General features: G+C 61.3%; 27 protein-coding genes. 15 read left to right on the forward strand and 12 right to left on the reverse strand.

Annotated elements, in window-relative coordinates; all coding sequences use genetic code 11:
• On the forward strand, positions 1-314 hold a 314-nt coding region (locus ABSB13_RS11005), incomplete at its 5' end, for an SDR family oxidoreductase (RefSeq protein ID WP_428108193.1).
• 78 nt (positions 315-392) lie between these two features.
• Here the strand turns inward: ABSB13_RS11005 and ABSB13_RS11010 are convergent.
• The 6 genes from ABSB13_RS11010 to ABSB13_RS11035 form a co-directional block, all read right to left on the reverse strand.
• Complete coding sequence (locus ABSB13_RS11010) at positions 393-1,043, reverse strand: HAD-IA family hydrolase (protein WP_428108196.1); 651 nt, start codon at positions 1,041-1,043, stop codon at positions 393-395.
• A gap of 148 nt (positions 1,044-1,191) precedes the next feature.
• Positions 1,192-2,304 carry an MFS transporter gene (locus tag ABSB13_RS11015; RefSeq protein WP_428108262.1) on the reverse strand — a complete coding sequence of 371 codons (1,113 nt, stop codon included), beginning with the start codon at positions 2,302-2,304 and terminating at the stop codon, positions 1,192-1,194.
• A 238-nt stretch (positions 2,305-2,542) separates the two neighbouring features.
• On the reverse strand, positions 2,543-5,353 hold the full coding sequence (locus ABSB13_RS11020) for a molybdopterin-dependent oxidoreductase (RefSeq protein WP_428108199.1): 2,811 nt from the start codon (positions 5,351-5,353) through the stop codon (positions 2,543-2,545).
• Positions 5,354-5,424: 71 nt separating this feature from the next.
• Positions 5,425-6,558 (reverse strand): thiolase C-terminal domain-containing protein, encoded by a 1,134-nt coding sequence (locus ABSB13_RS11025; RefSeq protein ID WP_428108201.1) that lies wholly within the window; start codon positions 6,556-6,558, stop codon positions 5,425-5,427.
• 84 nt (positions 6,559-6,642) lie between these two features.
• Entirely contained in the window at positions 6,643-7,845 is a 1,203-nt protein-coding gene (locus tag ABSB13_RS11030; protein WP_428108204.1) for an acyl-CoA dehydrogenase family protein, read from the reverse strand.
• Positions 7,846-8,022: 177 nt separating this feature from the next.
• Positions 8,023-8,892 carry an alpha/beta fold hydrolase gene (locus ABSB13_RS11035; RefSeq protein WP_428108206.1) on the reverse strand — a complete coding sequence of 290 codons (870 nt, stop codon included), beginning with the start codon at positions 8,890-8,892 and terminating at the stop codon, positions 8,023-8,025.
• A gap of 188 nt (positions 8,893-9,080) precedes the next feature.
• Here ABSB13_RS11035 and ABSB13_RS11040 point away from each other — a divergent pair, with 188 nt between their 5' ends.
• Both ABSB13_RS11040 and ABSB13_RS11045 read left to right on the forward strand, forming a co-directional pair.
• The gene (locus tag ABSB13_RS11040) at positions 9,081-9,875 is read left to right on the forward strand and encodes an enoyl-CoA hydratase/isomerase family protein (RefSeq protein ID WP_428108208.1); all 795 of its coding nucleotides are present in this window, start codon (positions 9,081-9,083) and stop codon (positions 9,873-9,875) included.
• A gap of 14 nt (positions 9,876-9,889) precedes the next feature.
• Positions 9,890-10,726: an SDR family NAD(P)-dependent oxidoreductase gene (locus tag ABSB13_RS11045; RefSeq protein ID WP_428108211.1), complete on the forward strand. Its 837-nt coding sequence runs from the start codon at positions 9,890-9,892 to the stop codon at positions 10,724-10,726.
• 37 nt (positions 10,727-10,763) lie between these two features.
• On the opposite strand, the gene hypB is transcribed toward ABSB13_RS11045, so the two are convergent.
• From hypB to ABSB13_RS11060, 3 genes are read right to left on the reverse strand one after another with little or no spacing between them, the layout of a single operon-like run.
• A complete protein-coding gene (gene hypB / locus ABSB13_RS11050; protein ID WP_428108214.1) occupies positions 10,764-11,492 on the reverse strand; it encodes a hydrogenase nickel incorporation protein HypB in 729 nt (242 codons plus the stop codon).
• Positions 11,489-11,839, reverse strand: coding sequence for a hydrogenase maturation nickel metallochaperone HypA (locus tag ABSB13_RS11055; RefSeq protein ID WP_428108217.1), 351 nt, complete (start codon positions 11,837-11,839; stop codon positions 11,489-11,491). The genes hypB and ABSB13_RS11055 overlap by 4 nt, the downstream gene beginning before the upstream one ends.
• A 48-nt stretch (positions 11,840-11,887) precedes the next feature.
• Positions 11,888-12,883 (reverse strand): 4Fe-4S binding protein, encoded by a 996-nt coding sequence (locus ABSB13_RS11060; protein ID WP_428108220.1) that lies wholly within the window; start codon positions 12,881-12,883, stop codon positions 11,888-11,890.
• Between the two features lie 43 nt (positions 12,884-12,926).
• Between ABSB13_RS11060 and ABSB13_RS11065 the strand changes: the two genes are divergently transcribed.
• The 5 genes from ABSB13_RS11065 to ABSB13_RS11085 all read left to right on the forward strand — a co-directional run bounded on the left by ABSB13_RS11065 (position 12,927) and on the right by ABSB13_RS11085 (position 17,924).
• Positions 12,927-13,517, forward strand: coding sequence for a DOMON-like domain-containing protein (locus tag ABSB13_RS11065; RefSeq protein ID WP_428108222.1), 591 nt, complete (start codon positions 12,927-12,929; stop codon positions 13,515-13,517).
• A 121-nt stretch (positions 13,518-13,638) separates the two neighbouring features.
• On the forward strand, positions 13,639-14,277 hold the full coding sequence (locus ABSB13_RS11070) for an N-acetylmuramoyl-L-alanine amidase-like domain-containing protein (RefSeq protein WP_428108225.1): 639 nt from the start codon (positions 13,639-13,641) through the stop codon (positions 14,275-14,277).
• Positions 14,278-14,548: 271 nt separating this feature from the next.
• On the forward strand, positions 14,549-15,823 hold the full coding sequence (locus ABSB13_RS11075; RefSeq protein ID WP_428108228.1) for a glycosyltransferase family 2 protein: 1,275 nt from the start codon (positions 14,549-14,551) through the stop codon (positions 15,821-15,823).
• A complete protein-coding gene (locus tag ABSB13_RS11080; RefSeq protein ID WP_428108231.1) occupies positions 15,820-16,713 on the forward strand; it encodes a DUF4922 domain-containing protein in 894 nt (297 codons plus the stop codon). The genes ABSB13_RS11075 and ABSB13_RS11080 overlap by 4 nt, the downstream gene beginning before the upstream one ends.
• The gene (locus ABSB13_RS11085) at positions 16,710-17,924 is read left to right on the forward strand and encodes a SpoIID/LytB domain-containing protein (protein WP_428108233.1); all 1,215 of its coding nucleotides are present in this window, start codon (positions 16,710-16,712) and stop codon (positions 17,922-17,924) included. The genes ABSB13_RS11080 and ABSB13_RS11085 overlap by 4 nt, the downstream gene beginning before the upstream one ends.
• 19 nt (positions 17,925-17,943) lie before the next feature.
• Here the strand turns inward: ABSB13_RS11085 and ABSB13_RS11090 are convergent, their stop codons facing one another.
• Positions 17,944-18,501, reverse strand: coding sequence for a DUF2478 domain-containing protein (locus tag ABSB13_RS11090; protein ID WP_428108236.1), 558 nt, complete (start codon positions 18,499-18,501; stop codon positions 17,944-17,946).
• A gap of 137 nt (positions 18,502-18,638) precedes the next feature.
• Here ABSB13_RS11090 and ABSB13_RS11095 point away from each other — a divergent pair, with 137 nt between their 5' ends.
• The 3 genes from ABSB13_RS11095 to ABSB13_RS11105 all read left to right on the forward strand — a co-directional run bounded on the left by ABSB13_RS11095 (position 18,639) and on the right by ABSB13_RS11105 (position 20,883).
• Positions 18,639-19,193: a VOC family protein gene (locus tag ABSB13_RS11095; RefSeq protein WP_428108239.1), complete on the forward strand. Its 555-nt coding sequence runs from the start codon at positions 18,639-18,641 to the stop codon at positions 19,191-19,193.
• 263 nt (positions 19,194-19,456) lie between these two features.
• Positions 19,457-20,410 carry a TIGR03560 family F420-dependent LLM class oxidoreductase gene (locus ABSB13_RS11100; protein WP_428108242.1) on the forward strand — a complete coding sequence of 318 codons (954 nt, stop codon included), beginning with the start codon at positions 19,457-19,459 and terminating at the stop codon, positions 20,408-20,410.
• Positions 20,411-20,439: 29 nt separating this feature from the next.
• Complete coding sequence (locus ABSB13_RS11105) at positions 20,440-20,883, forward strand: MaoC family dehydratase (protein ID WP_428108245.1); 444 nt, start codon at positions 20,440-20,442, stop codon at positions 20,881-20,883.
• A gap of 9 nt (positions 20,884-20,892) precedes the next feature.
• Here ABSB13_RS11105 and ABSB13_RS11110 read toward each other — a convergent pair whose 3' ends face one another.
• Entirely contained in the window at positions 20,893-22,101 is a 1,209-nt protein-coding gene (locus ABSB13_RS11110) for a serine hydrolase domain-containing protein (RefSeq protein WP_428108248.1), read from the reverse strand.
• 207 nt (positions 22,102-22,308) lie between these two features.
• The gene (locus ABSB13_RS11115; RefSeq protein WP_428108251.1) at positions 22,309-22,722 is read right to left on the reverse strand and encodes a nitroreductase family deazaflavin-dependent oxidoreductase; all 414 of its coding nucleotides are present in this window, start codon (positions 22,720-22,722) and stop codon (positions 22,309-22,311) included.
• 234 nt (positions 22,723-22,956) lie between these two features.
• Here ABSB13_RS11115 and ABSB13_RS11120 point away from each other — a divergent pair, with 234 nt between their 5' ends.
• The 4 genes from ABSB13_RS11120 to ABSB13_RS11135 form a co-directional block, all read left to right on the forward strand.
• Positions 22,957-24,282 carry an FAD-dependent oxidoreductase gene (locus ABSB13_RS11120; protein WP_428108253.1) on the forward strand — a complete coding sequence of 442 codons (1,326 nt, stop codon included), beginning with the start codon at positions 22,957-22,959 and terminating at the stop codon, positions 24,280-24,282.
• Between the two features lie 32 nt (positions 24,283-24,314).
• A complete protein-coding gene (locus ABSB13_RS11125; RefSeq protein ID WP_428108256.1) occupies positions 24,315-24,671 on the forward strand; it encodes a ferredoxin family protein in 357 nt (118 codons plus the stop codon).
• Between the two features lie 17 nt (positions 24,672-24,688).
• Entirely contained in the window at positions 24,689-24,982 is a 294-nt protein-coding gene (locus ABSB13_RS11130) for a hypothetical protein (protein ID WP_428108257.1), read from the forward strand.
• 31 nt (positions 24,983-25,013) lie between these two features.
• On the forward strand, positions 25,014-26,084 hold a 1,071-nt coding region (locus tag ABSB13_RS11135), incomplete at its 3' end, for a hypothetical protein (protein WP_428108259.1).

A 26,084-nucleotide genomic window follows, 5' to 3' on the forward strand; every position in this document is an offset into this window, starting at 1 on the left:
TAAGTCACTATGCCGCCTCCAAGTGGGGACTGGTCGGATTGACGAAGTCGTGGGCGATCGAACTGGCGCCGCACAAAATTCGCGTGGTTTCGATTCATCCCACCGGCGTGAACACGCCAATGAATGACGGCCTGGCGTCGCTCGAGGGGAGTACGCCGCTGGAAATCGCCGAGCGCTCCGCCGGCAATCTCCTCCCGGTGCCGTGGATCGAGCCCGAAGACGTGGCTGCTGCGGTGGTCTTTCTCTCCTCGCAGCAGGCGCGATTCATCACGGGCTCCCAGTTCGTGATCGACGCGGGGTTGCTCAGCCGATGATGCGCCGCGCGCCGCAACCGCGACAGGGACCTGCGGCGTAGGACAATCATCAGCGACCGGGAGCGATCAGAAGCGATTCTAATTTTTTGGGAAGCTCAGTCCGGTCGCGCCTTCGAGGTCGGCCAAAGCCTGGGGCTCGCTTACCACCTTGATCGCCACCATCCCAAGCTGCGCCGCTGCCTTGCAGTTGATTCCCAGGTCGTCCAGGTAGACGCAAGCCTTGGCCTCTACTCGAAGCTGCTCGCACATCATCAGGTAGATCCTCGGGTCGGGTTTTCGCACGCCGACCTTCGAGCTTTCGATGATTGCGTCGAAGTGCTGCATGATCCCGCCGCCGCGCGAGGCGCTCTCGGGGTTTGTCGCCATGGCTGGTCCGTGACCATGGACCATGTTGTTGGTGATGCAACCGACCTTGAAACGCTGCTTGCAGATGGTCAGCGCCTCGACCATCCGCGGCCGCACCTCGCCGGAAAGCAGGGGCAAAACTTCGGCTCCGCGCACCGGGTGACCGAGCGCGGTCGTTTCCTCCAAAAATTTCCGGTCAAAGCCGGCGCCATCGATTTCGCCACGCTCGAACAGCGCCCAGGCGTTGGAATCGGGATTAGTGGTGTTGACGGTCCGGATGAGGTCCCTGGGCAGGCCGCGTTGAGCCTCAAAGCGGTTGAAGGCCTCGAACGGGGAGCTCGTGAAAACGCCGCCTAAATCCCAAATCACCGCCTCGATGGTCACGCCTTTATCCTTCCTCTCCTTGAAGCCTCGCGCCGTACTCTACAGCTCGGCAGCATCGCGGTCATTCGCACCCTTGGCGGGCTGCATCATCAATACCTCACGGTTCAGGTTTTGAGTAGCCACAACCGTACATCAACCGACTTACCCGCTACGGCTGGCGGCGGGCGCGGAGTCCGGCGATGGAGATCAGCGCCATCAAGGCGGTGATGCCGAGCGCGAATTCCATGGCGGCGCGCGGACTTGCCACCACGATCGCATGGCCCATGATCCATGGGACGAATATTCCGCCCAGTGCGCCGCCTGCGACGACGATCGACGTCATCCGTCCGACTTCTGAAGGAAAGCGCGCCGCGCCGACCGCAATCATGTTCGGGAATATCGGGCCATAACCCAGTCCAATCAGAACGATCATCGGCGCGGCGAGAACCCGTATCGTGGGCGCCGCGATCAAAACGACCAGGGCCGCGGCAGAGACCGCGGCTGCCAGCATCGTGAATTCTCGCGCAGGAATGTGGTGGGCAAGGCGTCCACCAATCAAGCGTCCCCCGATGAGACCGGCCCAGTAAAGTGACACGCCCCATGAGGCAAGGGCCACACTGAGCGCGCCGGCGGTGCGAAGATATAAGAACAGCCACGCTCCGATCCCGGTTTCGGTGCCGACGTAGAGAAACAGGACCGCCCCGACAACCCAGATCAGCGGGCGCGTCAGCATTGGGATGAATCCGTCGCCACGCACGGCAATCATGCGGGTCTCGATGGTGGGAGTGGTGATGAGCAGGATAACGATCAACGCCGAAAATGCCGCGCCGGCGCCGAACACGATCGAGTAGCGGAGATGGTTCGAGAGCGCGAAGCCCGCGATGATTGGTCCCAGCAAAGCCCCTACGCCGAACATCAGATGAAGATAATTGAGCGCCGCGGCCAGCCGATCGCGATTCAGATCGACGACCATCGCATTGCTGGCGACCTCGACGGCGCCGTAGCCAAGCCCGGCTACGAACGCAGCGCATAGCAGGCCCGGCAGCGCGGAAGCAATGCTGAGACCGAACAGCCCGCCGCTCACCAGAAGCATCGAGGCAGTGAGGGTGTTCTGCGCACTCCATCGATGGCTCGTCTCGCCAGCGGCGAGCAACGCGGCCAGAAAGCCGGCGGCGGTGGCGCTGACGATTAAGCCCGCGTTGTCGATCGGTACCTGTACGACGTGCGAAATCTCGGGAAGAAAAGGGCCCATCCAGCCGGCATTGATTCCTTGGACCAACATACATGAGTAGGCGAGCAAGATGAGCCGGCGCTCTTGCGATTGCTTCGAGGACTGAATGGGAACCGATGCGGGAGGCGGGACTTGTTTCAATTAAATTTCCACTGCGGCGAAAACCGATTCATAGTCAGACGCTGTCGCGAAGCCGACACAGGGATTCTCAACTGCCGCAGAGTCTAAGGCGTAGGCATATAGGTCGCATCGCGGGTCCGGCTCGCCGACCATCGCCGTCTGTCGCTTGTTACCCGAATTGATCGGCCTTTTCGAAGTCGACGTTGGTCTGCCGGTCAGACTGCGACGGCGCCCAATTCCACAGCGTGTACTCGAAGTGACGGTAGCCGCCGGCAAAGTGCAGGCCCTTGGGAGGACCCGGCTCAATCCCGTCATGTGGCATCCAGTTCGGGTACTGATAGGGCTCCCAGGCGTGGTAAATCACGAGCTGGTCGGGCCGCGTGCACGCGCTCAGCTTCGCCCTGACGATGAACGATCCGTAATCGTTAAAGACGCGGATGTAGTCGTGCTCGGCGATTCCCCTGGCCTTGGCAGCTTCATCATTGACGAAGGCGAAAGGCTCTCCGCGATGCAGCTTGAGCATCTCTTCGGACACGACCCAGTTGGAATGGATACTCCAGCGCAGATGGCCACCCGTAAGTCGCACCGGTTGCGAGCCACCGATGTTAGGCGGTTGCTTGTAGCGCACCAGGTGCTCGTCCGCTTCGACGAACCACGGATGATCGATGTAGAATTGTATCCTGCGCGTGGTGGTTGAATAGGGGACCTTGCGCTCCACCTGGTCGCGGAACGGCGCATGGATTTGCCCCGGTACCATGTCGGCGTTCTGCACCACGCTCGCATGCCAGCTGGGCCGGCCGCTAAGCCATGCCATGCCGTTCTTGCGCAGGTTGGCCAGGTTCAGATCTTCCCCGTCCACGCTCGTGAACCATCCCATCTGTCCCATGGCGCGATAGGTGTCGTCCAAAAGTCGTTCTTCGTCCTGGTTGCTGTCGCCGTACCGATTGCCGGACGTGGCACGCCACTCGAGCTCGCGCACGACGATTTCCCCGCCGCCGGATTTGTAGCGCTCGACTCCGCGCGCCAGCAGGTTAGCCTGAACCTGCTGCAGCAGCCCCAGTACGATCTGGCGGTCGGTCTTCGACTCACCGAGCATCGGCACACTCTGGTCCGTAAAAGCAGTCAGGCGGCTTACCGGAAGCGAGAGGCGCATTTCCGCGTACTCGTAGAACGACGCGGCCGGCAGCACGTAGTCCGCGTAAAGCCCGCTCGTGCTCCAGCGGGAATCGGCCACCACCGCAAGTTCCAGTTTCAACCACAGGTTCTTGAGATAGGTGTTCATGCCGCCGCGATGCCGTCGCAGCGGATTCCCTCCCGAAACCAGCATCGCCCTGGGTGGGACGTCGCGCGCCGGGCGCTCGAACCCCTTCCACCATCCGTTGGCCACCGCTTGCTGGGCATATTCGCTGATCTTGCGCGGCGCGTTCGGATCGTCAAGGTGCTTGTCCCACACCTCGCTGTAGCCGGCGTGGTAAAGCCACAGGAAGACCGGCGGCCCCAGCGTGCCCGACGACCGCATCCCCTCGCGCATCACGCCCAGCGCCGCCTCGGCCGGCGGCATCGTCGGATCCATTTTGAAGTGCGTGCGGTAATTCTCTTGCAGCTTCTGCGAGAGGTCGATCGCCGTCATGATCGGGTCGGGCGCCTCCAGCAACTGCTGCGGCATCGCGCCGACGAAGGCCGAACCGGCGACGGCTTCCGTGCCCGCCGACCAGCCCAGAATACCTGTGCCGGGTTTGCCGACGTTGCCGGTCAGGGCCAGGATGTAGCAGTACGAGCGTTCGAGCAGATCGCCATGGTAAAGCTTTCCCGCGTTGGCAATCGAAGCAAAGAACACCTTGCGGGGCGGCTTGACCAGTTCCGCCAGTTTGGTGAGCTGCTCGGGATGAATCCCTGAGATTTCCTGGACCTTCTCCGGCGTGTATTCCGCCACTCGTCGCTTGAGGATCGAAAAGACGGTTGTCACGGCAAGCTGCCTGCCGTCCTTCAGAGTCACATTGAGTTCGGCCTCGAGCGCGTAATCGCATGCCATCGCGAGCGTGCCCTTGGGCAGCGGCTCGAGTTCGCCGCTGGCGCTGTCGAGTATGAAGAACTGCTCGGCGTCGCCGCCTTCGCGCAGGTCCGATTCCCGCAGAAAGGCGCCGTTATCGCTGCGCACAAGCACCGGAGCGTCGGTCTGCTCCTTGACGAACTCCGTGTCGATCCACCCGCGGTCGATCAGGATCTTGGCGACGCCAAGCCACAGCGCCGGGTCCGCCGACCAGTTGATCGGCAGCCACATGTCGGCAAACTGCGCGCTCGGATTCTTGTCAGGCAGGATTGCCACGACCTTCGCTCCGCGATAACGCGCCTCCAGCGTGTAGTGGATTTCGGAGATCATCGAGTAAACCGGGTTGCCCTGAGTGATCAGTAGCGTGTCGGCAACAAAATAGTTCTCCATTCCCGGACTGTGCTGGGATTGGCCGAAGCTGAGATATTGGCCGGGGTTGAAGTCGCCGATGAGGAAGTTGACGTCAAGGCTGACGCCGCCCAGACGTCCGACGAAGCCCGGCATCGAACCTTCGCCGCCGCCGCGCAACGCTCCGGGGCCGTTGGTGCCGCCGTCACCCACGATCGACTGCGGTCCGTAACGCTCGATGATATCGGCTAGCTTGGCGCCGATCTCCTCGAACGCCTGTTCCCATGAAATCCTCTCCCATTGGCCGCTGCCCCGTTCCCCCTTGCGCTTCATCGGATACAGCAGCCGGTCGGGGCCGTACATCGAGCGCGAATGCTGGTAGCCCTTCTGACATCCGCGCGGATTGCTGTCGGGCAGGCGGAAGTCGGGATCCTCGAACCCGGGAAGGGTGCAGGAAATCTCTTCGCGCACGACCCTGCCGTCGCGCATGTAGACGCGAAACGGGCAGCTGCCCGGCAAGCAATTGACCCGGTGCGTGCCCCACTTGCACGAATCCCACTGCCAGTAATTCTCGCCCATCATCGCCGCCCCGGTAGCAAAACTGATCTCATGCTTGCTCCTTCGAGCGTATCGTTGCTTCCATGTGACCTCATTTACGCGGCGAAGATGTGAACCCCGGCCGCGCCGCCGAAGCCCTGGCAATGGGTGAGCGCGATGCGGGCGTTCGATACCTGCCGCTCACCGGATTCACCGCGCATCTGCTCGACCGCCTCGACGGCTTGCGCGATCCCGGTAGCGCCCAGCGGATGTCCTTTGGCCAGCAGGCCGCCGCTGGTGCTGACGTGGACGCGCGCCTTGGCCATTCCCTGCTCGATAAAGCGGCCACCCTCGCCGCGCGCACACAGGCCGAGATTCTCGTAGTGGATGATCTCCGCGATGGAAAAACAGTCGTGTACCTCGGCGCAGTCGAGCTGATCGGGCCCGATCCCTGCCTGCTCGTACGCGGCGCGCATCACCCGGCTGTTGATCTCGGTGATGCCGGCGAGCGAATCGGCGCCGTTGAGCGCCGGGTCGGATTGCAGCGCGGAGGCTACCATGCGGATTGGGCGGCGCGTCGCGCGCGCGACGTCACCACTGGTGATCACTGCGGCTGCCGCGCCCGAACTCGTCGGGCAGCACATCATCAAGCGCAACGGCGGCGCGACTACCCGCGATCGCATCACGTCATCGATCCCGACCGGGTCATGGAATTGCGCCCGCGGATTCATCGCGCCGTACCTGCGGTTCTTCACCGACACCATGGCCATCTGCTCGACGGTGGTGCCGTAGCGTTGCGAGTGCTGCTGAAACAGGCTGGCGAACATCGAGGGCATCGCCGGCGCCCCCGCGCGTGCCAGCGCTTCGAGCCGCTCGTCGCCCCCCGTGGGAATGGCGCCGCGCCCCATCACTTCGAAGCCGACCGCCAGCGCCACCTTGGCGATCCCGAACCCAACCGCCATCGCGGCGGCGCGCAGGGCGCTGGTGCCGCTGGCGCACGCGTTCTCGACGTTGAAGATCGGGATGCCGGTCATGCCGACGCCGTACAGCACCTTCTGGCCGGCGGTCACGCCCTGCTGCACATGTCCGCAGTAGGCGATTTCGACGGCGGCGTAATCGAGGCCGGCGTCAGCCAGCGCCGCTTTCACCGCCTGCTGTCCGAGTTCGGCGACGTGTTTGCCCTCGTGGCGGCCGAACGCCGTCATCCCGACGCCCGCCACGTATACCTCGCGTGGAAATGGATCCGTCATTTGCTCCTCCGTTGATTTAGTAAAGATGTTTCGGGGTTCATGCGCGCTGCGCACTTACGGCTTCCATGTAGTTGACTCGCCCACTCACAGGCTCTCAGCGGCTACCAGGCTCAGGAGATCGTTGCAGCCGTCCTCGATCATCGAAGCGCGGGCGTCGCGCAGCAGCTTCTCGATCGGGTACTCGCGGGAGAGCCCGTTGCCCCCGAAGATTTGCAGCGCGCTGCTCGCCACCTCGAAGGCCGTGTTCGTCGACGTGACCTTCGAAGCGACTGCCAGGTGCAGCTGCGGGGGTACGTTGATCGAGTTGTAGAGCGTCACCTGCCGGCTCAGTGCCCTGGCTGCGTGGACCTGCCGGAACATCTTGAACAGGCGCATCTTCACGTTCTGGTGCTGGAAGATCGGCACTCCCCCCTGCACGCGCTGCTTGGCGTAGCCGACCGCCAGGTCGAGCGCGGCCTGCGCCACGCCGACGAAGATCGAGCCCATCCCCCCGTTCGCGTTGCTCAGGATGATCTCGGTCGCGAACCCGTATGCATCCGGCGGGATCACCATGTACTCGGCAGGGATGCGCACGTGGTCGAAGAAGATCTCTCCCTGATTCAGCGCGCGCTGTCCGATCTTGTTCAGCGGCTTGCCCTTCGACACGCCGGGGACATCGAGCGGCACCAGGAACCCGGCGTCTGCCCGTTTCCCGTCACCCATGTCGACGGCACAGAACATCGCGGCCGCCTTGGCTATCGTCCCGTTGGAGACCCAGGCCGCCTTCTGTCCGCTGAGCACGAAGGAGTCGCCGTCCTTGCGCGCGATACAGTTGGGCCGGCCCGGCTGCTCGACGTCCTGCCGGTTCATGTAATAGATCAGGTCGCTGCCGTGGTCCGGCTCGGTGCCCGCCCAGCAGCCGATGCAGTCGTCGGCGCTGAAGCGCTCGACCAGCTCGGGCTTCCCGGACATCTGGGCCATCATCCGCGGGAAGCCGGCGACGCCGAAGCTGATTGCCAGCCCCGCATCGCCCCAGCCCAGCTCTTCGCTGATGATGCAGCGCAGTCTCGCCTGCTGTGCGGGCGCCAGGTCGCTGTTGGGAGCCGTGAGATCGTCGAGGCCCAGCGCGCGGTGTTTCTCGAACACCTCCCAGAGGATGGAGTCCTTGGCGATGACGTCTCGGGGGTCCGCCATCGCGTCGAGCGCCACGCCCGCGGGCCGCATGACCGTCTCGGCAAATCTGTGAACCGTCTCGCGAGCGGCTCGCTCTGCGTCGCTCAGCTCCACTTCGTAGTCGATGCTGGCCATAGTAGCCTCCTGAGTTGATTGGGCCTCTCGGTCCAGCTTTTCACACTCACTTTTGATGCTCGGATCGCTCTCATGAAACGCCGTCGTCGCAGCTCGAGATTGCCTGTGGCTACTAAAAGCTCCCAAAGCGGCGAAAAGTCCATAGTTTTGGTATGGTCCGCCGTGGTGTCGCCGGCCTTACGGATCGGATCGCCAGAACTGTTCCAGTAACTCGCACACCAGCTTGGGATGTTCTTCGGGAAAGAACAGCTTTGCCTGAGGTACCACCGTCACCTTGCTTAGCGTCGGAAGATTCTGCCGAAGCCAGTTCAGCGAGGGCTCAACGTCGAAGAACAGGTCCGCATCGCCCCAGATTACCTGGATCGGCACGCGCAGCTGTTTCAGCCGTGGCGCCGCGGAAATCAGCTGCTCGCGATCGGTCTCCGCGGCCCGTAGGAATCGCCGCAGCAGATCTGCGCGCTGCGCAGTGGCGAGCACCGGTTCGAGGTAGGTTCGAAACACTTCGTCGGGGATTTTGCCTGGATCCTCGTAGGCGGCGCCAAAGGCACCTCGCGCGGCCGCGGGATTATCGATTACTATCTTCAGCGCCGCGAGCGCGCCTGGCTGCCGAAGCTGGTCGAAGAGCTGTTGCAGCATGCGGTTGGGCCAAAGGTCGTGCACCTCGCAATTGGTGAGGGTTAGCGTGCGCACCCGCGCCGGATGATTCGCCGTAAGCATCTGGCTCACGCCGCCTCCGCTGTCATTGCCGACCAAGTCGACCCTGTCGACCTCGAGCGCATCCAGAAAGGCCGCAATCATCTCCGCCTGCGCTGCGAACGACAGGTCCTGCTCGCCCGCCACTTCCGTGTAGCCAAAGGCCATCAAGTCCGGCGCGATACATCGCCGTACCATCCCGAGTTCGCCAATCAAGTCGCGCCACGCGAAACCGTTGAGCGGAAAGCCGTGGATGAACAGCGCCGCCGGCCCCGAGCCGCGCTCGACATAAGCGATACGGCCAAACGATGTGTCTGCGAATTTCCGCGTCCGATGGAACTCTTCAGCGTTCATGACCTTTGATCCTCCGCGCCCCTCAGGCTATGCGAGGCCGTCTGGATTTGCGAAGGAATTTGGGCCGGACCAGGTTTTGAGATGATGCGTACTGCTCTCTGCAAACGAGTCATTCCCGATCATCGAGCGAACCGGCAAATCGTGTTATGAGGCAGAGGTGCATCAGCGACCAGCGCGAGGAGTAACCAATGCAGCACATAAAAATGGTAAAGAACCAGGGGATCGCCTTGGTGACGATCGGCACGCCTGAGATGATTTATCTCACCGCGCAGACCGGAGACGAACTCGATGCGGTCACGCGCGAGATCGAATCCGATCAAAGCGTCCGCGCGGTGGTCTTCACCGGCGGGTCGCCCGGGGTTTTCATCCAGCACTACTCGGTCCAGGAACTGGTATCGATCGCCGAGCAACTGCGAGCCAGTGGAGTCAGGTTCGACGAGCGCAGCGAGCCACAGAGCTTTTCACTCGATAAGGCTTGCAACCGCGTCGAGGCGATGCCCAAGCCGGCCATCGCCGCGATCAATGGCAACTGCATGGGCGGCGGACTGGAATTCGCGCTCTGCTGCGATATTCGCATTGTCGAAGACGGCCCATATCAGCTGGGGCTCCCGGAAGTGACGGTTGGTATCTTGCCGGGCGGAGGAGGCACGCAGCGCCTGCCGCGCGTAATCGGCACCGCACGCGCGCTCGAGTTGATGCTGCTTGGGCGACGATTGACGCCACGCGAAGCGGCCGCCTTCGGTGTCGTTAATGAGCTGGCGAATGGCAAGGCCCTGGAACGAGCGATGGAAGTGGCGGGTCAGCTCGCGGCCCAGTCTCCGCGTGCGATGGCCCACATCAAGCGCCTGGCGCGATCGGCAACGCAGACGCCGATAGCCGACGGCCTTAAGCTCGAACGTAACCTGTTCATGGATCTGATGACGACCGACTGGGCGATCGACGCGATGAAGGCGTACGTCCGGGGCCTCGAAGAGCAAAAGTGAGAGGAGACACCACGATGGGCAAACTTGATGGTAAAGTCGCAGTGATCACCGGCGCGGCGAGTGGAATTGGCCGGGGCACTGCGATTCGGTTCGCGGGCGAAGGCGCCGCGGTAGTGATCGCCGATTTGAACGTCGAAGGCGGTGAGGCTGCGGTTCGCGATTGCAAGGAGAACGGCGGCCGCGCGGTCTTTCAGAAAACCGACGTTTCAGCAGAAGCGGACGTCAAGGCTGCCGTCGCTCGCGCGGTCAAGGAATTCGGCCGCCTCGACATCATGTATAACAATGCCGGGCTTGGCGGCGCGGTCGGGCCGATCGACGAGACCACCGTCGAGAATTGGGACAAGAGCCTGGCGGTATTGCTGCGCTCGGTTTTTCTCGGAATGAAGTTCGCGATTCCTGAGATGCGCAAGCTCGGCGGTGGATCGATTATCTCGACCGCGTCGGTCGCGGGTCTTCGCGGCGGCGCGGGGCCGCACGCCTACAGCGCGGCGAAAGCGGCGGTCATCAATCTGACGCGCTCGGTCGCTCTTGAAGTCGGCAAAGATCGGATTCGCGTCAACTGTATCTGTCCGGGCGGCGTCAATACTCCGCTGATAAATAACCACGTGCCCGGCGGTGAGCCGGTGGCGGAGCAGTTCCTCGCGCTGGTCCAGGCGATTCCGCGCGCGGGGCATCCGCAAGACATCGCGGCGATGGCGCTGTTCCTGGCCAGCGACGATTCCGAGTGGATAACTGGCACCGCGATGGTCGTCGATGGCGGCTTGACCGCAGGCGGCGCAATCTTCGGACAGAATTCCGGTCCGGCGCCGGTCATCCCGGGAGACTTCGCGGGCCCATCGTTCGAGAAGTAACGATTCGCGCCGGCACAGATGCTGGCGCCGCTCAACTCTAGCAGCGCGAAGCGTTGAGGAACTTTCCGATCCTCGGCCGCGCAGCGCCGGATGCCGGCGCGATGAAGCTGCTCGCTTCGCGGCTCAGCCAGGCGGCCCACTGCTCGACGCCCTGGCCGGTCTTCGCCGAGATCTCGAAGATCTCGATATGCGGGTTGAGCCTCAGCACCCGTTCCCGCATCGCCTCCAGGTTGAAATCCGAAAACGGCAGGTAGTCGATTTTGTTGACCAGCAGCGCATCGCTCACGGTGAACATCAACGGGTACTTCAGCGGCTTGTCGTCTCCTTCCGGTACGCTCAGGATCATCACGTTCTTCACCGCGCCGGTGTCGAACTCCGCCGGGCAAACCAGGTTGCCGACGTTCTCGATGAGCACGACATCGAGCGCGTCGAGGTCCAGCGCGTCGAGGCCCTTGGCCACCATCGCGGCGTCGAGGTGACAGAAGCCCCCGGTCCGCAACTGCACGGCGCTGATGCCTTGCGCGGCGATCAGCTCCGCATCGACCATCGAGTCGATATCGGCTTCCAGCACGCCGATTCGGAAGCGGTCGCGAAGCGCCTCAATGGTCCTGAGAATAGTGCTGGTCTTGCCGGCGCCGGGCGAAGACATCACGTTGAGCAGGAAGGTTTTCTTTTCCTCGAGTTGCCGTCGCAGGCCTTGCGCGACCCGTTGGTTGTCGGCGTGAATCTCTTCCTTGATCTCGATCAGCCTGACGGCGTCGCTCATAGGACCTCCATGTTCTCGATCACGTACTCGCGGCCGGCGACCAATTCCAGACCCGTCTCGCCGCAATCGGGACAATGCGCGCGCCCCAACTCTTCCCGCGTGACTTCGAAGGAGCAGGAGCACGACTTGCAGCACAGGATTGCGCCTGTCCGCGTGATCGCAAGCTGCGCGTTCTCGGCCACAGTGCCACGGCTCAGGTAGTCAAAGTAATGCTGGATCCACTCATCCTCGAGGTCGGACAGCGCGCCGATCCTCAAGTGGATGCGCACGACTTTGCTCACCTCCTGCCCGCTGGCGTGCTTGAGAACGACATCCAGGATGCGCTCGGTGATCTGCAACTCGTGCATGGTGCTTTCGGATCCGCGACGGCCGCGCCGAACCCCGATCGCGGCTCGTTACGCGGGAACGAAATCCTGGGGCCTGACCACCTGCATCGCGATCGCGTCGAGGATGCAAACCGGCCTGCACACGCCGCAGCCCATGCACTTCTCCTCGTCGACCGTGGCATAGCTGCCGTCGTCCGTCATCGTCAGCGCGTCGAAGATGCATCGGTCGATGCACTTCTCGCATCCGTTGCACTCTTCGCTGTCGATCGCAGCGCGGAAGCGGCTGGGCGATGCGAATTTCCCCACGCCGGTTCTCATCGCGGTCCAGTTGATGCAGCAGTCGCTGCAGCAGTTGCAGATCACGTGCCCGACGCCTTGCTTGTTCTCGGCGACGTGCACCAGGCCCTGGTCCTCGCACATCTCCAGCATGCGGATGGCTTCCTCGGTGCCGAGCTTGCGGCCGGTACCGCGCTCGATCGAGTAATCGGCTGCGCGATCGAGCTGCAGGCACACCTCCACCGGCTGTCCGCAGGAGCCGTCGATCGCCCGGCATGAGCATTTGGCAACCGCGATGTTCCGAGCCTGGTTAATCAGATTGCGGACATCGTCAGAGACCAGGATTTGTGCATTCGGTTCGATACTCACGTTGATCGGAACCACCCGCAGCACCGGCGCTTGAAACACCCTGGATTCCTCGGGCCACTCGGTGCGCGTGTATTCTTTCCACATTTCGAGCATGCCGGCCGGCGGATCGTTCATGACCGCGGTGGAGTCGTGCATCTGCAGGACCTGGCGCACGCGGTAGTAACGAATGCCGTCGGGTTTCCTGGATTTGAACAGGATGCCTTTGCGGAACAACGGCTCGATCATCGCCTCGATTTTGGCCGCATCGATGCCCGTTTTCGCCGATAGTTCTTCAACCGTAGCCGGCGGCGCGGCGGCGAGAACCAGCCTCGCTTCGGTCTCGTCAAGCAGCTTTTCGAGGATGCGCGGAACCATTTTCGATTTCCGCCCGGCGATCTCCAGCTTCTCCGCGAGTTGCTCGTATACTGTTTTGTCCTGCATCGATTCTCCTTCTGGTCCGGCCCCTTCCGCATAGCACTATAAGATGCTGGAAGATAGATTTTTGGTCATGACTGTCGAACACTGGATCGACCTCACGTGCTACCCGTCGACACGCCCTGAGACGGTGCGCGCCATTGCGGTGCTCGTTCGCCGCTCGGCCGGCGCTGAACTCCAGATGACCTTCCGCCTCGACGGAGATATTCCCCGCATCCTGGTCTCTGCGCCGGGCGCGCCGCGCATCGCTACCGAGCTCTGGCGCCACACCTGCTTCGAGGCCTTCATCGCGGTGGATGGCCATCCGGCGTACCACGAGTTCAACTTCGCGCCGTCGGGAGAGTGGGCCGTCTACGCCTTCCGCGGCTATCGCGACGGCGGGCCGGTTGCCGGCGAAACGATGCGCCCGGATATTGCCGTGCGCTCTACTGGCAGTCGGCTTGAGCTTGACGCCCTTGTTAGGCTCGATTGCCTGTCCGCCATTCACCCGCGTGCTTCGCTGCGTGTCGGGCTCTCGGCGGTCATCGAGGCGAGCGATGGGTTTTCGTACTGGGCGCTTCGCCATCCGGCCGGCAAACCGGATTTTCATGACCCCGATGGATTCGCCCTGCTGCTTGAGCCGCCAGGCCCCCAGCGCTAGGTCTCGACCGCCGTGAAGTTATGAAATCCTGATGAAGCACCCGCAACCACGAGGTCTCAGCCGCCGGCGCGTCGAGCAGCTTCTATCGAAAACGAGGCATGATCGGTGCGCCGCTAGCCGAATGGATGTTCTTTCCCGCCACTTCCTTGGACATCCCTACCAACCAAATCCGCTGATTGGATCGGCCGACACAGTCGAAGTGTTCACGGCTTCCCTCGATGGATTCGACTGTGTCACCTACCTCGAAACAATTCTGGCGCTCGCCCGCGCTTCCAGCGTTGATGACTTCACCGGGTGGCTGCGAAAGATTCGGTATGAACGAGGCCGCATTCAATGGGATCGGCGCAATCACTATATGACGCTGTGGATTCGCAACAATGTACGCGAAGGGATAATCAGGCCGGTTTCGATGCCGGCTGTCCCGATACTCAGGATGGAACGCGTTCTGAATGTTGTACTTGGACTCGATCCGCAACCGGCTCGCCTGAAATGTGTGCCGAAGCCGGCTGTGCCACGGCTCGAACGATATATGCAAAGCGGTGATCTGATTTTTTTTGTGTCCACACGCAAGCATCTCGATGTGTTTCATGCTGGAATCATCGTGCGCGATGGCAAAAAAGTTTTCATGCGTCACGCATCGCGCACCCGAGGCTTTGTCGTGGAACAGGAGTTGAGCGAGTTTCTCAAGGCAAACAGGATGGCTGGCGTAATTCTCGTGCGGCCGCAAGCGGCGCCGCGCCGCGTTGGATTAAGTCACTAAGCTGACTGCCCTGGTTCGGCTACGGATTTCAGGTCGGCTTTCGGGATGAACTTTTCAGCCTGATACCGATGCGCTCGGCGTGCTACGCTCACGGTATGCGCAACTGTCAGGATGCCCGAGACTCGCGTGGCCCGCTCGCAGTCGGACGCCCTCCGGTTCGTGCTGAAATAATTTTTGACGGAACGAAACTACCCTTGGTGGTAGGGCCGTCTCATAACCACAACATATGGTATAAAGTTGCCTTTCCCCCTGCATCCGGTCAGCCAGAATCGTGAACCTCGTCTATCCAAAGGACTACTCATCGGCGACTATTCAGCGACTTCTCGACGCTGCCGATTCCGATCTCCTCTTTCTCGGTGATCCGCGGGCAAGCATCGATCCCGGACCGCGCATGTTCGATCGAATGGCGCAGGTCATACGTGAAACCGGCGGCGGCTGGGTTTATGCCGACGCGGTAGGCCATCCTCGTATCGACTATCAAAGCGGGAGCATCCGCGACAGTTTCGACTTTGGCCCGGTAGTCGCTGTGTCGGTTCACGCTGCGCGTCAGTCGGGAATCGACAGCACCTGGAAATGGGGAGGGCTATACGACCTGCGGTTAAGGATTTCGGAAAAGCACCCTATCGTGCGGATTCCCGAACCTTTGTACAGCGCGTCGATGCTTGATGCGCGGCCGGCGGGTCAAAAGCAATTCGATTATGTGGATCCGCGCAATCGCGATTACCAAATCGAAATGGAGCGCATCGCGACGGCGCATCTCAAACGAATCGGCGCCTGGATGCAGCCGCACTTCGAGAACGTCCCAGCCGCGGCGGAAACATTTCCGGTAAAGGCCAGCGTCGTCATACCGGTTCGCAGTCGCGAGCGGACAATTCTCGACGCCGTTCAAAGCGCCCTCGTCCAGAGCGCTGATTTCGAATTCAATGTAATCGTCGTCGATAACCATTCGACTGATCGGACCACGGAAATCCTGCGCGGTATTGGCGATTCGCGCCTTAAGCACATCGTTCCCCAAAGCCGGGACCTTGGAATCGGCGGATGCTGGAACGAGGCGATTTACTCGATGGAATGCGGACAATACGCCATCCAGCTTGATTCTGACGACCTATACCTCAATGACGGTGTCCTTCGCCGGATTGTTGCGGAACTTGAAGCTGGTCCTTTTGCGATGGTCATAGGCTCCTATACGATGGTCGACTTTTCGTTGAACGAGATTCCGCCTGGTCTAATCGATCATCGCGAGTGGAGTCGCGACAACGGAAGAAACAATGCACTCCGTGTCAATGGTCTTGGCGCGCCGCGCGCATTCAATACTGCCGTTGTGCGCCGCATAGGATTCCCCAATGTCAGCTACGGCGAGGACTACGCCGTGGCCTTGCGCATCAGCCGTGACTATGAGATCGCCCGGATCTATGAGTCCCTTTATCTTTGCCGCCGATGGGAAGGCAATAGCGACAGCGCCCTGCCGCTCGAGGTTGCGAATCGATACGATCTATACAAGGACTGGCTGCGAACTATCGAGATTCAGGCTCGAATGCGGCGATGATCCACGAAGTAGAAGAACTGTTCACACGCCAGCTGCGGGCATGGCCGCAGCTCGCCAAAGGCGTTGAAGGCCTTGCGCGGGCTAGGACTCGGCCGGTACGGATCGATTGGTTCGACATCTTCATCCGCCACATTCCCCATCGCATGGCTAGCACCACGGCTCCCGTCGACCACGAGTCGGTTGCCGGACGCCCTTGCTTCCTATGCGCGGGCAATCTGCCTTCGGAGGAAGAGGGTCTGCGCTTCGATGAGGACTTCACGATCTACTGCAATCCGTTTCCAATCGTGGATCGTCACCTGACCATCGCTCACCGGGAACACGGCTCGCAGCGCATCGCGAACCAGTTCGGAAATATGCTCGACATCGCTGCGGCCCTCGATGGATATTTCGTCGTCTATAACGGTCCGGAATGCGGAGCATCCGCGCCGGACCACATGCACTTTCAGGCAGGCTCGCGAAGATTGTTTCCGATCGAGAAGGACACCGCCGGACTGACTGGCGTAACTGTTCCGAATTACGCAAGACAGGTGTTCCTGCTTCGTGGCCGGGATCGATCTGCTTTGATCCATCGGATGGATCGTGCCATCGAGCTGCTCGCGGAAGCGACCGGCAAACGGCCGGAGCCGCTGGTCAACATCGCGGTCTTTCATGAGGCGGCGGAGTGGGTCGCATATCTGTTCCCGCGCGGCAAACATCGGCCAGCGGTCTTTTACACGGGCGAACTGACGGTCAGTCCGGCATCGATTGATCTGTGCGGAATATTTGTTGTGCCGCTGGCACAGCATTTCGAAAAAGTCACGGGTGACGCCATCGCCGCAATTTTCCGGGAGGTCACTTTGCCTGACGATCAGTTTCAGCAAGTCGCCGCCAAACTGGAGAGTGAGTGTTGAACGTATCGGTAGGACTGATCGAAGGACAATCCGCTGCCGAAGTCGAATTGACGGGTGCGTTTACCGATGCTTCCGGCAAGCCGTACCGCCCCGGGCGCTACCGGTTTACTTCTGAAGTTACGCTCGCGCCGTCGGACCTGGCATCGTGCGCGTTTGCGCTCGACGACGTCACGATCGGAATCGGCTTTCATTGGGAACGGATGGAGCGCCAGGTATTCCGCGGGGCTTTTCGCCTGATGAAACGCGAAGCCGGGATGACGGTGATCAATGACGTTCCGCTCGAAGACTACGTCACGAGCGTGATTTCATCCGAGATGAGCGCGTCATGCCCGCTCGAACTGCTGAAAGCTCACGCGCTGATTTCGCGCAGCTGGCTGTGGTTTCCCAAAGCAAATCCCGCTCGCTCCAGGAGCGGGCGTCGTCTCGATTCTCACGAAATCCTTCGCTGGTACGGCCGCGAAGCGCATCCGGATTTCGACGTGTGTGCCGACGACCACTGCCAACGCTATCAGGGCATCACGAAGGCATTCTCTCCAGCCGCAGCCGAAGCGGTTCGCGCCACGGCCGGCGAGTTTCTCCGTTACCACGGCGCCATCTGCGACGCACGATTTTCCAAATGCTGCGGCGGAATAACCGAGCGCTATGCGACCGCTTGGGAAGATGAAGCTATTCCCTATCTTGAATCTGTCTGCGACGGTCCGGCGCAGTCCCGCTCTGACAGTGCTGAGACATGGATACGCTCGAGCCCGCCGGCTTACTGCAATACGGACGACTCGGCGCTTCTCTCACGCGTTCTGCCGGGATTCGATCAGGAGACCCGGGATTTTTATCGATGGCGGGTCGCCTACACGCCCGAAGAACTAGCCGATCTGATCGGATCCAGGCTCGGCGCGGATCTTGGTCCGATTCGCGACGTGCAAGCGCTCGCGCGCGGACCTTCAGGCCGAATATATCGGCTGAAGATCACCGGGGAACGCGACTACATCATCATCGGCAAAGAACTGGAAATTCGCCGCGCTTTATCGCGCACGCATCTGTATAGCTCTGCATTCGTCGTAGACAAGGAGCCCGGCCGCTTTGTGTTGATAGGAGCCGGCTGGGGACATGGCGTCGGCCTATGTCAGATCGGCGCGGCAGTTATGGCAAATGAAGGCAAGACTTACACCGAAATCTTGCAGCATTACTATCGTGGGACTACCGTCAGCATTTGACGTCCTAGCCGCGCACTCATCAGGTCCGGCGAATAGCGTCCCCGGATCGGATCCGCTGGCGGCACCAATTCACGATCTCGGTTGGCTCGGGCTGTATAAGATGGCCGGGTTCGCCGAGAAATTTTTCCCACTCCCCCAACAACGACTGGTTAATTGCGACCACCGTTGGTAGCCCCGAGCTGACGGCCTCGGCCAGCTCAGCGCGCATCCCGTGTCCCTCCGCCTCCTGCTTGCCGAAGCGATTGACCATCAATACGTCGGGCCGTTGCGCAATAGCACCCCTGAGGGCACAAGCAGCTCGATTCAGACCGTCGGGATCCAGGGCGCAACCGCTCGCTTCGGGTCCGCGCGGCAAATCGAGCCTGATCCGCTCGCCGCTTGAAAGATCCTCGACGTACATGCTGCGCTTCCCGCCGGGTAGTCTCTCCCCGAAGCGCTGCAACAGTCCCGCGACGCGGACGCCGTTGCGCCGCAACAGATCCACGCAAGCGGAAAGCACCGCGTCGATGTCGAGGCGGCCGTCGTATATGACGCCCACTATAGCGATATCGTCCTGCCGGAAACTTTCCGCATTCATGGCTTTGGTCCTGCGCAGCGCAATCCGCGGCCGCTTGCGCCATGTTTATACTATAGTCGTGAATCAGAGTTTTCTCATTGATTCAAGTCGGCCGAACGTGCACTGTCATTTTTTGCAGGTCCACAGGAGGTCTGTTCATGAGCCGGATTTTCGGAGAAATGCGGCAGATCGCGTTCGTCGTACGCGATCTCGAAAAAGCGCTCGACTATTGGACGCGCACGCTCGGCGTCGGCCCCTTCTTCACGATGCGCGAGGTTGTGCCGGACAACTATCGCTATCGCGGCAAACCTGTCCCGCCGCCACGAATCTCGCTCGCGTTGGGTTTTTCGGGCGAGTTCCAGGTGGAGATCATCCAACAGCTCGACGACAAGCCAAGCGCCTATCGCGATTACCTTGCCGCCGGTCACGAAGGCTTCCAGCACGTCTCCTCATGGATGACGCGCGCAGAATACGATCGCGCCGTGCCGGAACTCGTCCGCTCCGGCCTGTCAGTGGCGCACGAGGGAGCGATCCCCGGCAGTGGTCTCCGCTTCATCTACTTCGCGACTGATTCCGCGCCGGGCGGCCCCCTCTACGAGATTTCGGAATCGAAGGAGCCACCTATTTACCCGATGATGATGAAGATTCGCGACCTTGCGCGGGTTTGGGACGGCCACGATCCGATTCGCGATTTCGCCGCCCTGATGCGCTGAAGGGCGCGTGGTTCCCAACCGGGTGGTGCGATGCGTTGGCTCCCGGCTGACGCTTGAAGTGAGTCTGGAAACGCAGGATGGACTCTTCCGCATCTTCCCGCTGGTTCACCGAACGCTTCGACACCGCCGGCCTGAAAGACGCCAGCGCCCTGCTCGACGAGCTAGCCGCATAGCTCGCGCGAAATGCTAGAATCATTTGCGGCGGGCGCAACCAATCGTTACACGACCACGACGCCATCGAGAGCCATCACGGAGGAAACCGCGTGAACAAGCATCCGATTCGCTTTGGAGTGCAGACCGGACAGCAGAACATCGAATGGGAGCAATTGCGCACCTTTTGGGGCAAGGCCGATGGCTGGGGCTACGACTCGTTGTGGGCGTTCGATCACTTCTATCCGATCTTCGTGCCCGACCCGACCGGCCCTTGCATGGAAAGCTGGACGCTGCTGGGCGCGCTCAGCCAGAACACCAAGCGTGCGCGTATCGGCGCGTTGGTCAACGGCAACACCTACCGCAACCCGTGCCTCACGGCGAAGATGGCTGCGACGCTCGATCAAGTTAGCGGTGGCAGGCTCAACCTGGGGCTCGGCGCCGGATGGTTCGAGCTGGAACATCGGAGCTTCGGCATCGATTTCAAAACCGTCGGCGGCCGGCTCCAGGCGCTCGACGAATCATGCCGGATCATCAAGGGGATGTTCACCCAGGAAAAGACCACGCTTAAGGGCAAGCATTACAACGTGGTCGATGCGGTCTGTAATCCAAAGCCGGTGCAAAAGCATCTGCCCCTGATGATCGGCGGCCACGGTGAAAAGGTGCTGCTCAAGATCGTCGCGAAGTACGCCGACATGTGGAACATGGGCAACGCCGATGCGGATGAGATGAAACGGCTCATCGCAGTGATCGAGCGCCACGGGGATACGGTCGGGCGCAATACCGATGAAATCGAAAAGACCCTGATGCTCTCGTTGTGCTACAAGGCCCCCAAGCAGCGCGAGGAGAGGCTCGCCGCGATCGTCGCGATGATGGCGCAGACCAGTCCGGACAAGGCGCGCGATCGGATCATCATCGGCGGCAAACAGGAGTGCGTGGATAAAATCGAGCGATTCATCGAGGCCGGCGTCACGCACTTCATATTCATGCACAATCCACCGATGACCGCCGAAGAGGATATCCAGGCTTTCGCCGAAGATATCATTCCGCAGTTCCGTTCGCGTTGAGCCGCGCGCCCTCGGGTCTCGGAGTCGCAATGGCGGAAGACAAATCGAACTTCATGAGCCGCAGCTTCGAGGCTGACGAGTCTTTCATCGTAACTGCCGAGCGGATCGCGAGCTTTTGCGCTTCGCTCGGCGACCACAATCCTTTGTACCTCGATGCGGCCGCTGCCACCGCGGGTCCCTACGGCGGCATCATCGCGCCGCCCGCCTTCGTGGCCTCTTTTCGCTATGTTGACAAGGTCCTCGAACAGATCCCGGCGTTCAGCCACGGCGGCCTCATGGCTGGCATCGATATCGAACTCGACGCCCCGATTCGCGCCGGCGATTCGATCCGTGTGTCATCCAGGGTGAAGGAGACTTACGAAAAGACCGGCCGTACCGGAACGATGATATTTGTCGTGGTACGTTCGACGCTTACCAATCAGAACGGCGAGGTCGTTGCGCACGTCGATCATCGTATGATGAATCGCGTGTAAGAGGTCCGGTCACTGACCGTGCAACGCGGAAGTGATCGCATCGTAGGCGGCGTAAATTTCCGATTCCTTACCTGGGTCCCAGAAGCCGTCGTTGGCGCTGGTCTTCACAATCACTACGTTCTCGCGTGGGTTCACATATATGAACTGAAAGAACACTCCTTCGGCTGAGTATGCATGATCTTCAGCTCCCGGAAACGTCCACCACTGGAATTGATACCCCAGCGGACTGCCGGGAATGAGCTTGCCGGGCTGCACCTGCGGCGAGCCTGGCGTCGTGGCTTCATCGACCCATTGCGCCGGCACGATCTGGCTTCCGTTCGACCTGCCGTGGTTCAGAAAGAGCATTCCAAAACGCCCGTAGTCGCGCAGCGTGGCCTGTATGCAGCAGAAGGTTGCTTCCATTCCGGTGCCGTCGGTGAGCCACGACCCATCGTGCTCCATTCCAAGTGGCTGCCAGATCTTGCGCGACAGATAGTCGGCAGGATGTTCGCCTGTGACGCGGCTCACGAGCCATCCGAGCACCTGGGTGTCGATGCTCCGATAGTAGAAGCGGCGGCCGGGCGCTTCCTCGCGTCCGAGCGATCGCGCGTAATCATCGAGCGACAGTGAATTCTGCTCCATCGTTCGACGCCACATGTCAGAGAGGTCGTCGCGGCCGCCATAGTCTTCGTTGAATTTAACCCCCGACGACATTTGGAGGATGTTTTTGATCGACACGCCGTCGTAGCCTGACCCGTGCAGCTCCGGGATGTAGTCGGTGACGGGACGATCGACGTTTGTGACCTTGCCGTCCGCGATCGCGAGGCCAACCAGAGTCGAGGTGAATGACTTGGCGACTGACATCGAAGTGAACAGCGACTTGTCGTCGGCGCCGAGATAGTACTTCTCAAAGACGATTTTCCCGCTTTTGATGACCAGCAGTCCGGTGGTGTTGGTACGTTCCATGATGTCGTTGAGCGTTCGCGTCCGGCCCTCGAATTCATAGCTGACGTCGAGCGCGCGCTCGGCGCGCGGGATCTGGGATACCGGCCCTCCTCGGCTGATCGCCCGATTTGGAAAGACGTTTTCCATGTGACGAAACGCGCCGATCCGAAAATCGCGGTCGGTCGCGACGCTCTGCAAGAAACCAATATGGGATCCGACTTGTTGCGCTCTTGCCGACGCGGAGCAGATCGCCAACATCAGGGCACCGACCTGGACGCAGGTTCGAGTTCTCATTCTTTTGTTCTTAAAAACGCGTGGGAGCAAATCTGGTATCGTTCCGCTCGTAATACTGATCGATTCTGCGCGGTGTGAAGACGCGAATCAGCGATGCAGCGTACCCATGACCCATGTACCGGCCGGCGGATCGAGGTCCGTGCGCGTTTGCTCGGTGAACCGTGCCATCATCACATAATGCCCGATCGCGACGATCAGCTCGACGACTTAGCGTGGCGTGAGCATCACCACGGGGATGTCGCGTTTCGTTCCGCCCTGGTACGTGTCATACGCGGGCCACTGCGCTGTCATGATCGGCCACACCCGCTTCTTCTCTTCGGCCGTCGCAGTCCGCGCCCGGACCGGAATCACTTTGTCCCACACCTGGATTTTCACATCGGGGTGGGCGAGCAGGTTTTTGTACCACCCGGGATGGTCGGGCGCGCCGCCTTTCGAAGCGACAAGCAGATAGTTGTTGCCGTCGCGCCCGTAGATCAGCGGGAACTTTTTCGTCTCGCCGGATTTCCGCCCGATCGTGTGCAGCACCAGACAACTGGTGTTGTTCCAATCGTGGCCGATCTTACCGCCGGTCGCCTCGTACTGGCGGACGTGCTCGTCTCCGAACAAGCTGTAGTCAGGCATGGGCATAGACTGCCACGCTGGCAGGCCTATGGCCACCGCTGTCGCTGCCGGGAATCAACTCCGAACGTATTGTTCAGTGGATGGAGAAGGAGAAGATTGGGGTGGATCGCCCGATAGCTCGGTTAGCGGCGCGGTTTGCGCGTATCGGCTCATCCGCGCTAAGCGTTAGACCGTCGTAACCCGCTGGGTGCGCTGCAATTTCCGGTTGTGCTCAGCAAAACTGCCGGGGGCCGCATGGCCGAACGCTGTGACGTAGCGATCGTTGGAGCCGGGCCGGGCGCTTCGATTGCCGCATACATCCTCGCCAAGGGCGGGCTCGAAGTGATCATGTTCGAGCGCGGCGACTACCCCGGCTCAAAAGCGATGTTCGGTGGTGTGCTCTACACGACCGTGCTCAGCAAGTACTTCCCGGATTTTCCGGGAGCAAACTGCGTCGAGCGCCACGTCATCGAAAAGCGTTTCTCGATGCTTTCAGAGAGCGATGAGCTTGCGCTCTCGTTCAAGTTCCTCGATTTCGAGCCTCCATATTACAACCATTCGTTCACGGCCCTGCGCGCGATATTCGACCGCTACCTGGCCAAGAAGGCCGAAGAGGCGGGCGCGGTGCTGGTCACTCAGACGGTGGTCGACGAGGTAATCGCCAGCGAAGGCCGGGTGGTGGGAGTTCGCGCGCGGCGCGAGGGTGGCGAGGTGCTCGCCAACGTGGTGATCGCCGCCGACGGCGCCAATTCGCTGATCGCGCAGTCGGCCGGGCTGCGCGGCGAGCTTCCGCTCTCGGTGATCCTCGGCGTCAAGGAGGTGGTCTCCCTGCCGCGCGAAGTCATCGAGGATCGCTTTTCGCTGGAAGGCGATGAAGGCGCGGCGTACGAGTATCTCGGCGGCGGCGCGCTGCGGGGCGCGATGGGGGCGGGATTCCTCTACACCAACCGCGACACGATTTCGGTGGGCTATGGGATCCCGCTTGGCGCGCTCAAAACGCTGGGCGTCCAGCCCGACGAGCTGCTCAACGAATTCAAGATGCATCCGGTGGTGCGCCGACTGCTGCGTGGCACCACGCCGGAGGAGTACTCGGCGCATCTGATTCCGGAGATGACGCCGCACGATCTGCCGCATTTCGTGGGCGACGGGATTGTCGTAATCGGCGGCGCCGCGGGGCTGGTCAATGCGAACCCGCTATTCCACGAGGGCACCAATATGGCGATGGCCTCGGGCGTGATGGCGGCTGAGACGATTCTCCAGGCGCACAAGGCGGGCAACTTTTCGGCCAAGGCGCTCGAGTCCTACCCGAGCCGGCTTCGCGAGAGCTTCGCGTGGCAGGATTACGATCGCTATCTGGGGTTGACGCGGATGGCCGAGACCCATCCCCAGTTCTTCAACAAATACCCCTACGAATTCATCAAGCTCGCGCGCAAGCTGTTTTCCGTGGCGCCCACCGATGACGGGATGCAGGTGCCCAAGCGCGCGCTTGAGATGGCGGTCGCGGACCACGTGCTCGCCGAACTCGGGCTGATGAGCCTCGGCATGGACCTTCTCGATGCCGCCAAGGCGGCCATGTTCTAAGCGCGCAGACCGGCAAAGGAGCACCGGTTGCAATGGCAGCGAAAGTCAAAAGCCCATCCGACATTGACAATCCCACCGGGTTGGCGAACTTCCTGGGTCCGCCCAGGTTGCTCGGCCGCGATGACAAACTCGCGACCCTGGTGATAAAGGTGGACGAAGGAAATCCGCACCTGAAGATCATCGATCAGGGGGTCTGCCTCAAATGCATCGAGAAACCCTGCACGGTGACCTGCCCGGTTGAAAACTACAAAGTCGAGGACAACGGTCACACGACGATTTACTGGAGCAGCTGTATCGAGTGCGGCACCTGCCGGATCATCTGCCCGTTCCAAAATATCTCGTGGCGATACCCAAGTGGCGGATTCGGCATGACCTACCGCTACGGCTGAAACGAGGAGATCGGAAGATGCGAATCAAATCGCGCGCCGGGAATTTCAATATGACGATCGAGGACGTCGGGGTAGAGGACGGCGAACTCGTAATGACCGGCAAGATGGGAGTCTGGTCGGCCAAGACCATGCTCAGCGTCGATGAGCTGCGGGCGATGCTGGGCACAATGAAGGTCAGCGCCAAGGTAGTCGACTTCGCCGCGCTGTTCGCCTTCCGCTATTTGGCCGGCCTGGTAGAAGAAGATCGCCGCCGACGGCTTGCGCCCGGCGCGCAAGCCGCCGCGCCCGCGCCGGCACCGAAACCGCACTGAAGCGCGTTGGCAAGCGCAGGAGGATATTGACATGGCTGATGAAATCAAACTGTCGGAACTCGAACAGGTCGACGAGGCGTTCAACTTCCCGCTCTTCGACGCAATCTTCAACCGCCGCTCGCGCCGCTTCGGCTTGGGCATGGAGATCAAGGAGGGCCCCAACAAGCACAAGTCGCAGCATCCGCCGCTGCCGCTCGATGAAGTCGAGGAAGCGATCCTGATCGCGGCCGGCACCGGGGTCTCGGGCCTCAACCTGTCCGACATGCCGCACACGCCGCGCCCGGACAATCTCGATGCCGTCCAGAACTGGGACGGGATGTGCAACACGATGGTCGAGCACGTGGGGCGCACCTGGGCGAGCCCGTGCGGGAATCACGGCACCGAACTCTTCTATACCAATGACGAGGGTGTCTACCTGATGAAGTTGCGCGACGTGCAACCGGTGCATTTGCAGGAGGTCGCCTCCAGGAGCGATCGCGATCGGCTGCTCGATTTCGTGCGCCAGAACCGCGTCAAGCTGTTCGACGGCCGGCTCGACGTCCCGCGCAATACCGGCGCGATCATGTCATTCAATCTCTGGAACGCGAACATGCCCGGCACCACGCTGTTCATGCCGGTGACCGACATCACCGAGGAAATGATCAATGCCGTGATGTTGCAGGCGGACCTCGGCCAATACATCGTCGATGATCGCAACAATATGCGTCCCTGCATCGACCAGCGCTGGATTCGCGAGGGCTGGGTCAACACCCCCGTGCCGCTCTCGATGTTCGAGAGCCAGATGATGCTTGCCACTGCCGGCGCCGAGGGCGCGTTCATCGGCCACAACATACTGCTGGCCGAGCAGGCGCTGGGCCTGGGCGGATGGTTGTACGGCGGAATGAATAGCATGGTGGTCATGGGCGGTACACCGACCGGCTGCGGACTCGGCTTTCGCTTCGAGTCGAACCCGAAGAACCCTGACGCCTTCCCTGTGCCGATCGGAATCGACGGCGAGTTCGAGACCTTCCGGCCGCCCTACTACAAGGACATGGACGCGGCGGTCGATGCCGTGGTGGCGAAGAAGTTCGGCCCCAACGGCACCTTCAACCCGTTCGCGAAA

It is taken from the genome of Binatus sp. (SeqCode), assembly GCF_050013435.1.
GTDB lineage: Bacteria > Desulfobacterota > Binatia > Binatales > Binataceae > Binatus.

What these genes read in the sequence shown, in the direction of transcription:
- ABSB13_RS11015 (WP_428108262.1), bottom strand. Translation starts at nt 2,304, where the DNA reads ATGTTGGTCCAAGGAATCAATGCCGGCTGGATGGGCCCTTTTCTTCCC.
- ABSB13_RS11080 (WP_428108231.1), top strand. Translation starts at nt 15,820, where the DNA reads ATGATCCACGAAGTAGAAGAACTGTTCACACGCCAGCTGCGGGCATGG.
- ABSB13_RS11120 (WP_428108253.1), top strand. Translation starts at nt 22,957, where the DNA reads ATGGCCGAACGCTGTGACGTAGCGATCGTTGGAGCCGGGCCGGGCGCT.
- ABSB13_RS11025 (WP_428108201.1), bottom strand. Translation starts at nt 6,558, where the DNA reads ATGACGGATCCATTTCCACGCGAGGTATACGTGGCGGGCGTCGGGATG.
- ABSB13_RS11090 (WP_428108236.1), bottom strand. Translation starts at nt 18,501, where the DNA reads ATGAATGCGGAAAGTTTCCGGCAGGACGATATCGCTATAGTGGGCGTC.
- ABSB13_RS11095 (WP_428108239.1), top strand. Translation starts at nt 18,639, where the DNA reads ATGAGCCGGATTTTCGGAGAAATGCGGCAGATCGCGTTCGTCGTACGC.
- ABSB13_RS11035 (WP_428108206.1), bottom strand. Translation starts at nt 8,892, where the DNA reads ATGAACGCTGAAGAGTTCCATCGGACGCGGAAATTCGCAGACACATCG.
- ABSB13_RS11040 (WP_428108208.1), top strand. Translation starts at nt 9,081, where the DNA reads ATGCAGCACATAAAAATGGTAAAGAACCAGGGGATCGCCTTGGTGACG.
- ABSB13_RS11045 (WP_428108211.1), top strand. Translation starts at nt 9,890, where the DNA reads ATGGGCAAACTTGATGGTAAAGTCGCAGTGATCACCGGCGCGGCGAGT.
- ABSB13_RS11105 (WP_428108245.1), top strand. Translation starts at nt 20,440, where the DNA reads ATGGCGGAAGACAAATCGAACTTCATGAGCCGCAGCTTCGAGGCTGAC.
- ABSB13_RS11055 (WP_428108217.1), bottom strand. Translation starts at nt 11,839, where the DNA reads ATGCACGAGTTGCAGATCACCGAGCGCATCCTGGATGTCGTTCTCAAG.
- ABSB13_RS11115 (WP_428108251.1), bottom strand. Translation starts at nt 22,722, where the DNA reads ATGCCTGACTACAGCTTGTTCGGAGACGAGCACGTCCGCCAGTACGAG.
- hypB (WP_428108214.1), bottom strand. Translation starts at nt 11,492, where the DNA reads ATGAGCGACGCCGTCAGGCTGATCGAGATCAAGGAAGAGATTCACGCC.
- ABSB13_RS11065 (WP_428108222.1), top strand. Translation starts at nt 12,927, where the DNA reads ATGCTGGAAGATAGATTTTTGGTCATGACTGTCGAACACTGGATCGAC.
- ABSB13_RS11070 (WP_428108225.1), top strand. Translation starts at nt 13,639, where the DNA reads ATGGATGTTCTTTCCCGCCACTTCCTTGGACATCCCTACCAACCAAAT.
- ABSB13_RS11060 (WP_428108220.1), bottom strand. Translation starts at nt 12,883, where the DNA reads ATGCAGGACAAAACAGTATACGAGCAACTCGCGGAGAAGCTGGAGATC.
- ABSB13_RS11110 (WP_428108248.1), bottom strand. Translation starts at nt 22,101, where the DNA reads ATGAGAACTCGAACCTGCGTCCAGGTCGGTGCCCTGATGTTGGCGATC.
- ABSB13_RS11030 (WP_428108204.1), bottom strand. Translation starts at nt 7,845, where the DNA reads ATGGCCAGCATCGACTACGAAGTGGAGCTGAGCGACGCAGAGCGAGCC.
- ABSB13_RS11020 (WP_428108199.1), bottom strand. Translation starts at nt 5,353, where the DNA reads ATGATGGGCGAGAATTACTGGCAGTGGGATTCGTGCAAGTGGGGCACG.
- ABSB13_RS11125 (WP_428108256.1), top strand. Translation starts at nt 24,315, where the DNA reads ATGGCAGCGAAAGTCAAAAGCCCATCCGACATTGACAATCCCACCGGG.
- ABSB13_RS11130 (WP_428108257.1), top strand. Translation starts at nt 24,689, where the DNA reads ATGCGAATCAAATCGCGCGCCGGGAATTTCAATATGACGATCGAGGAC.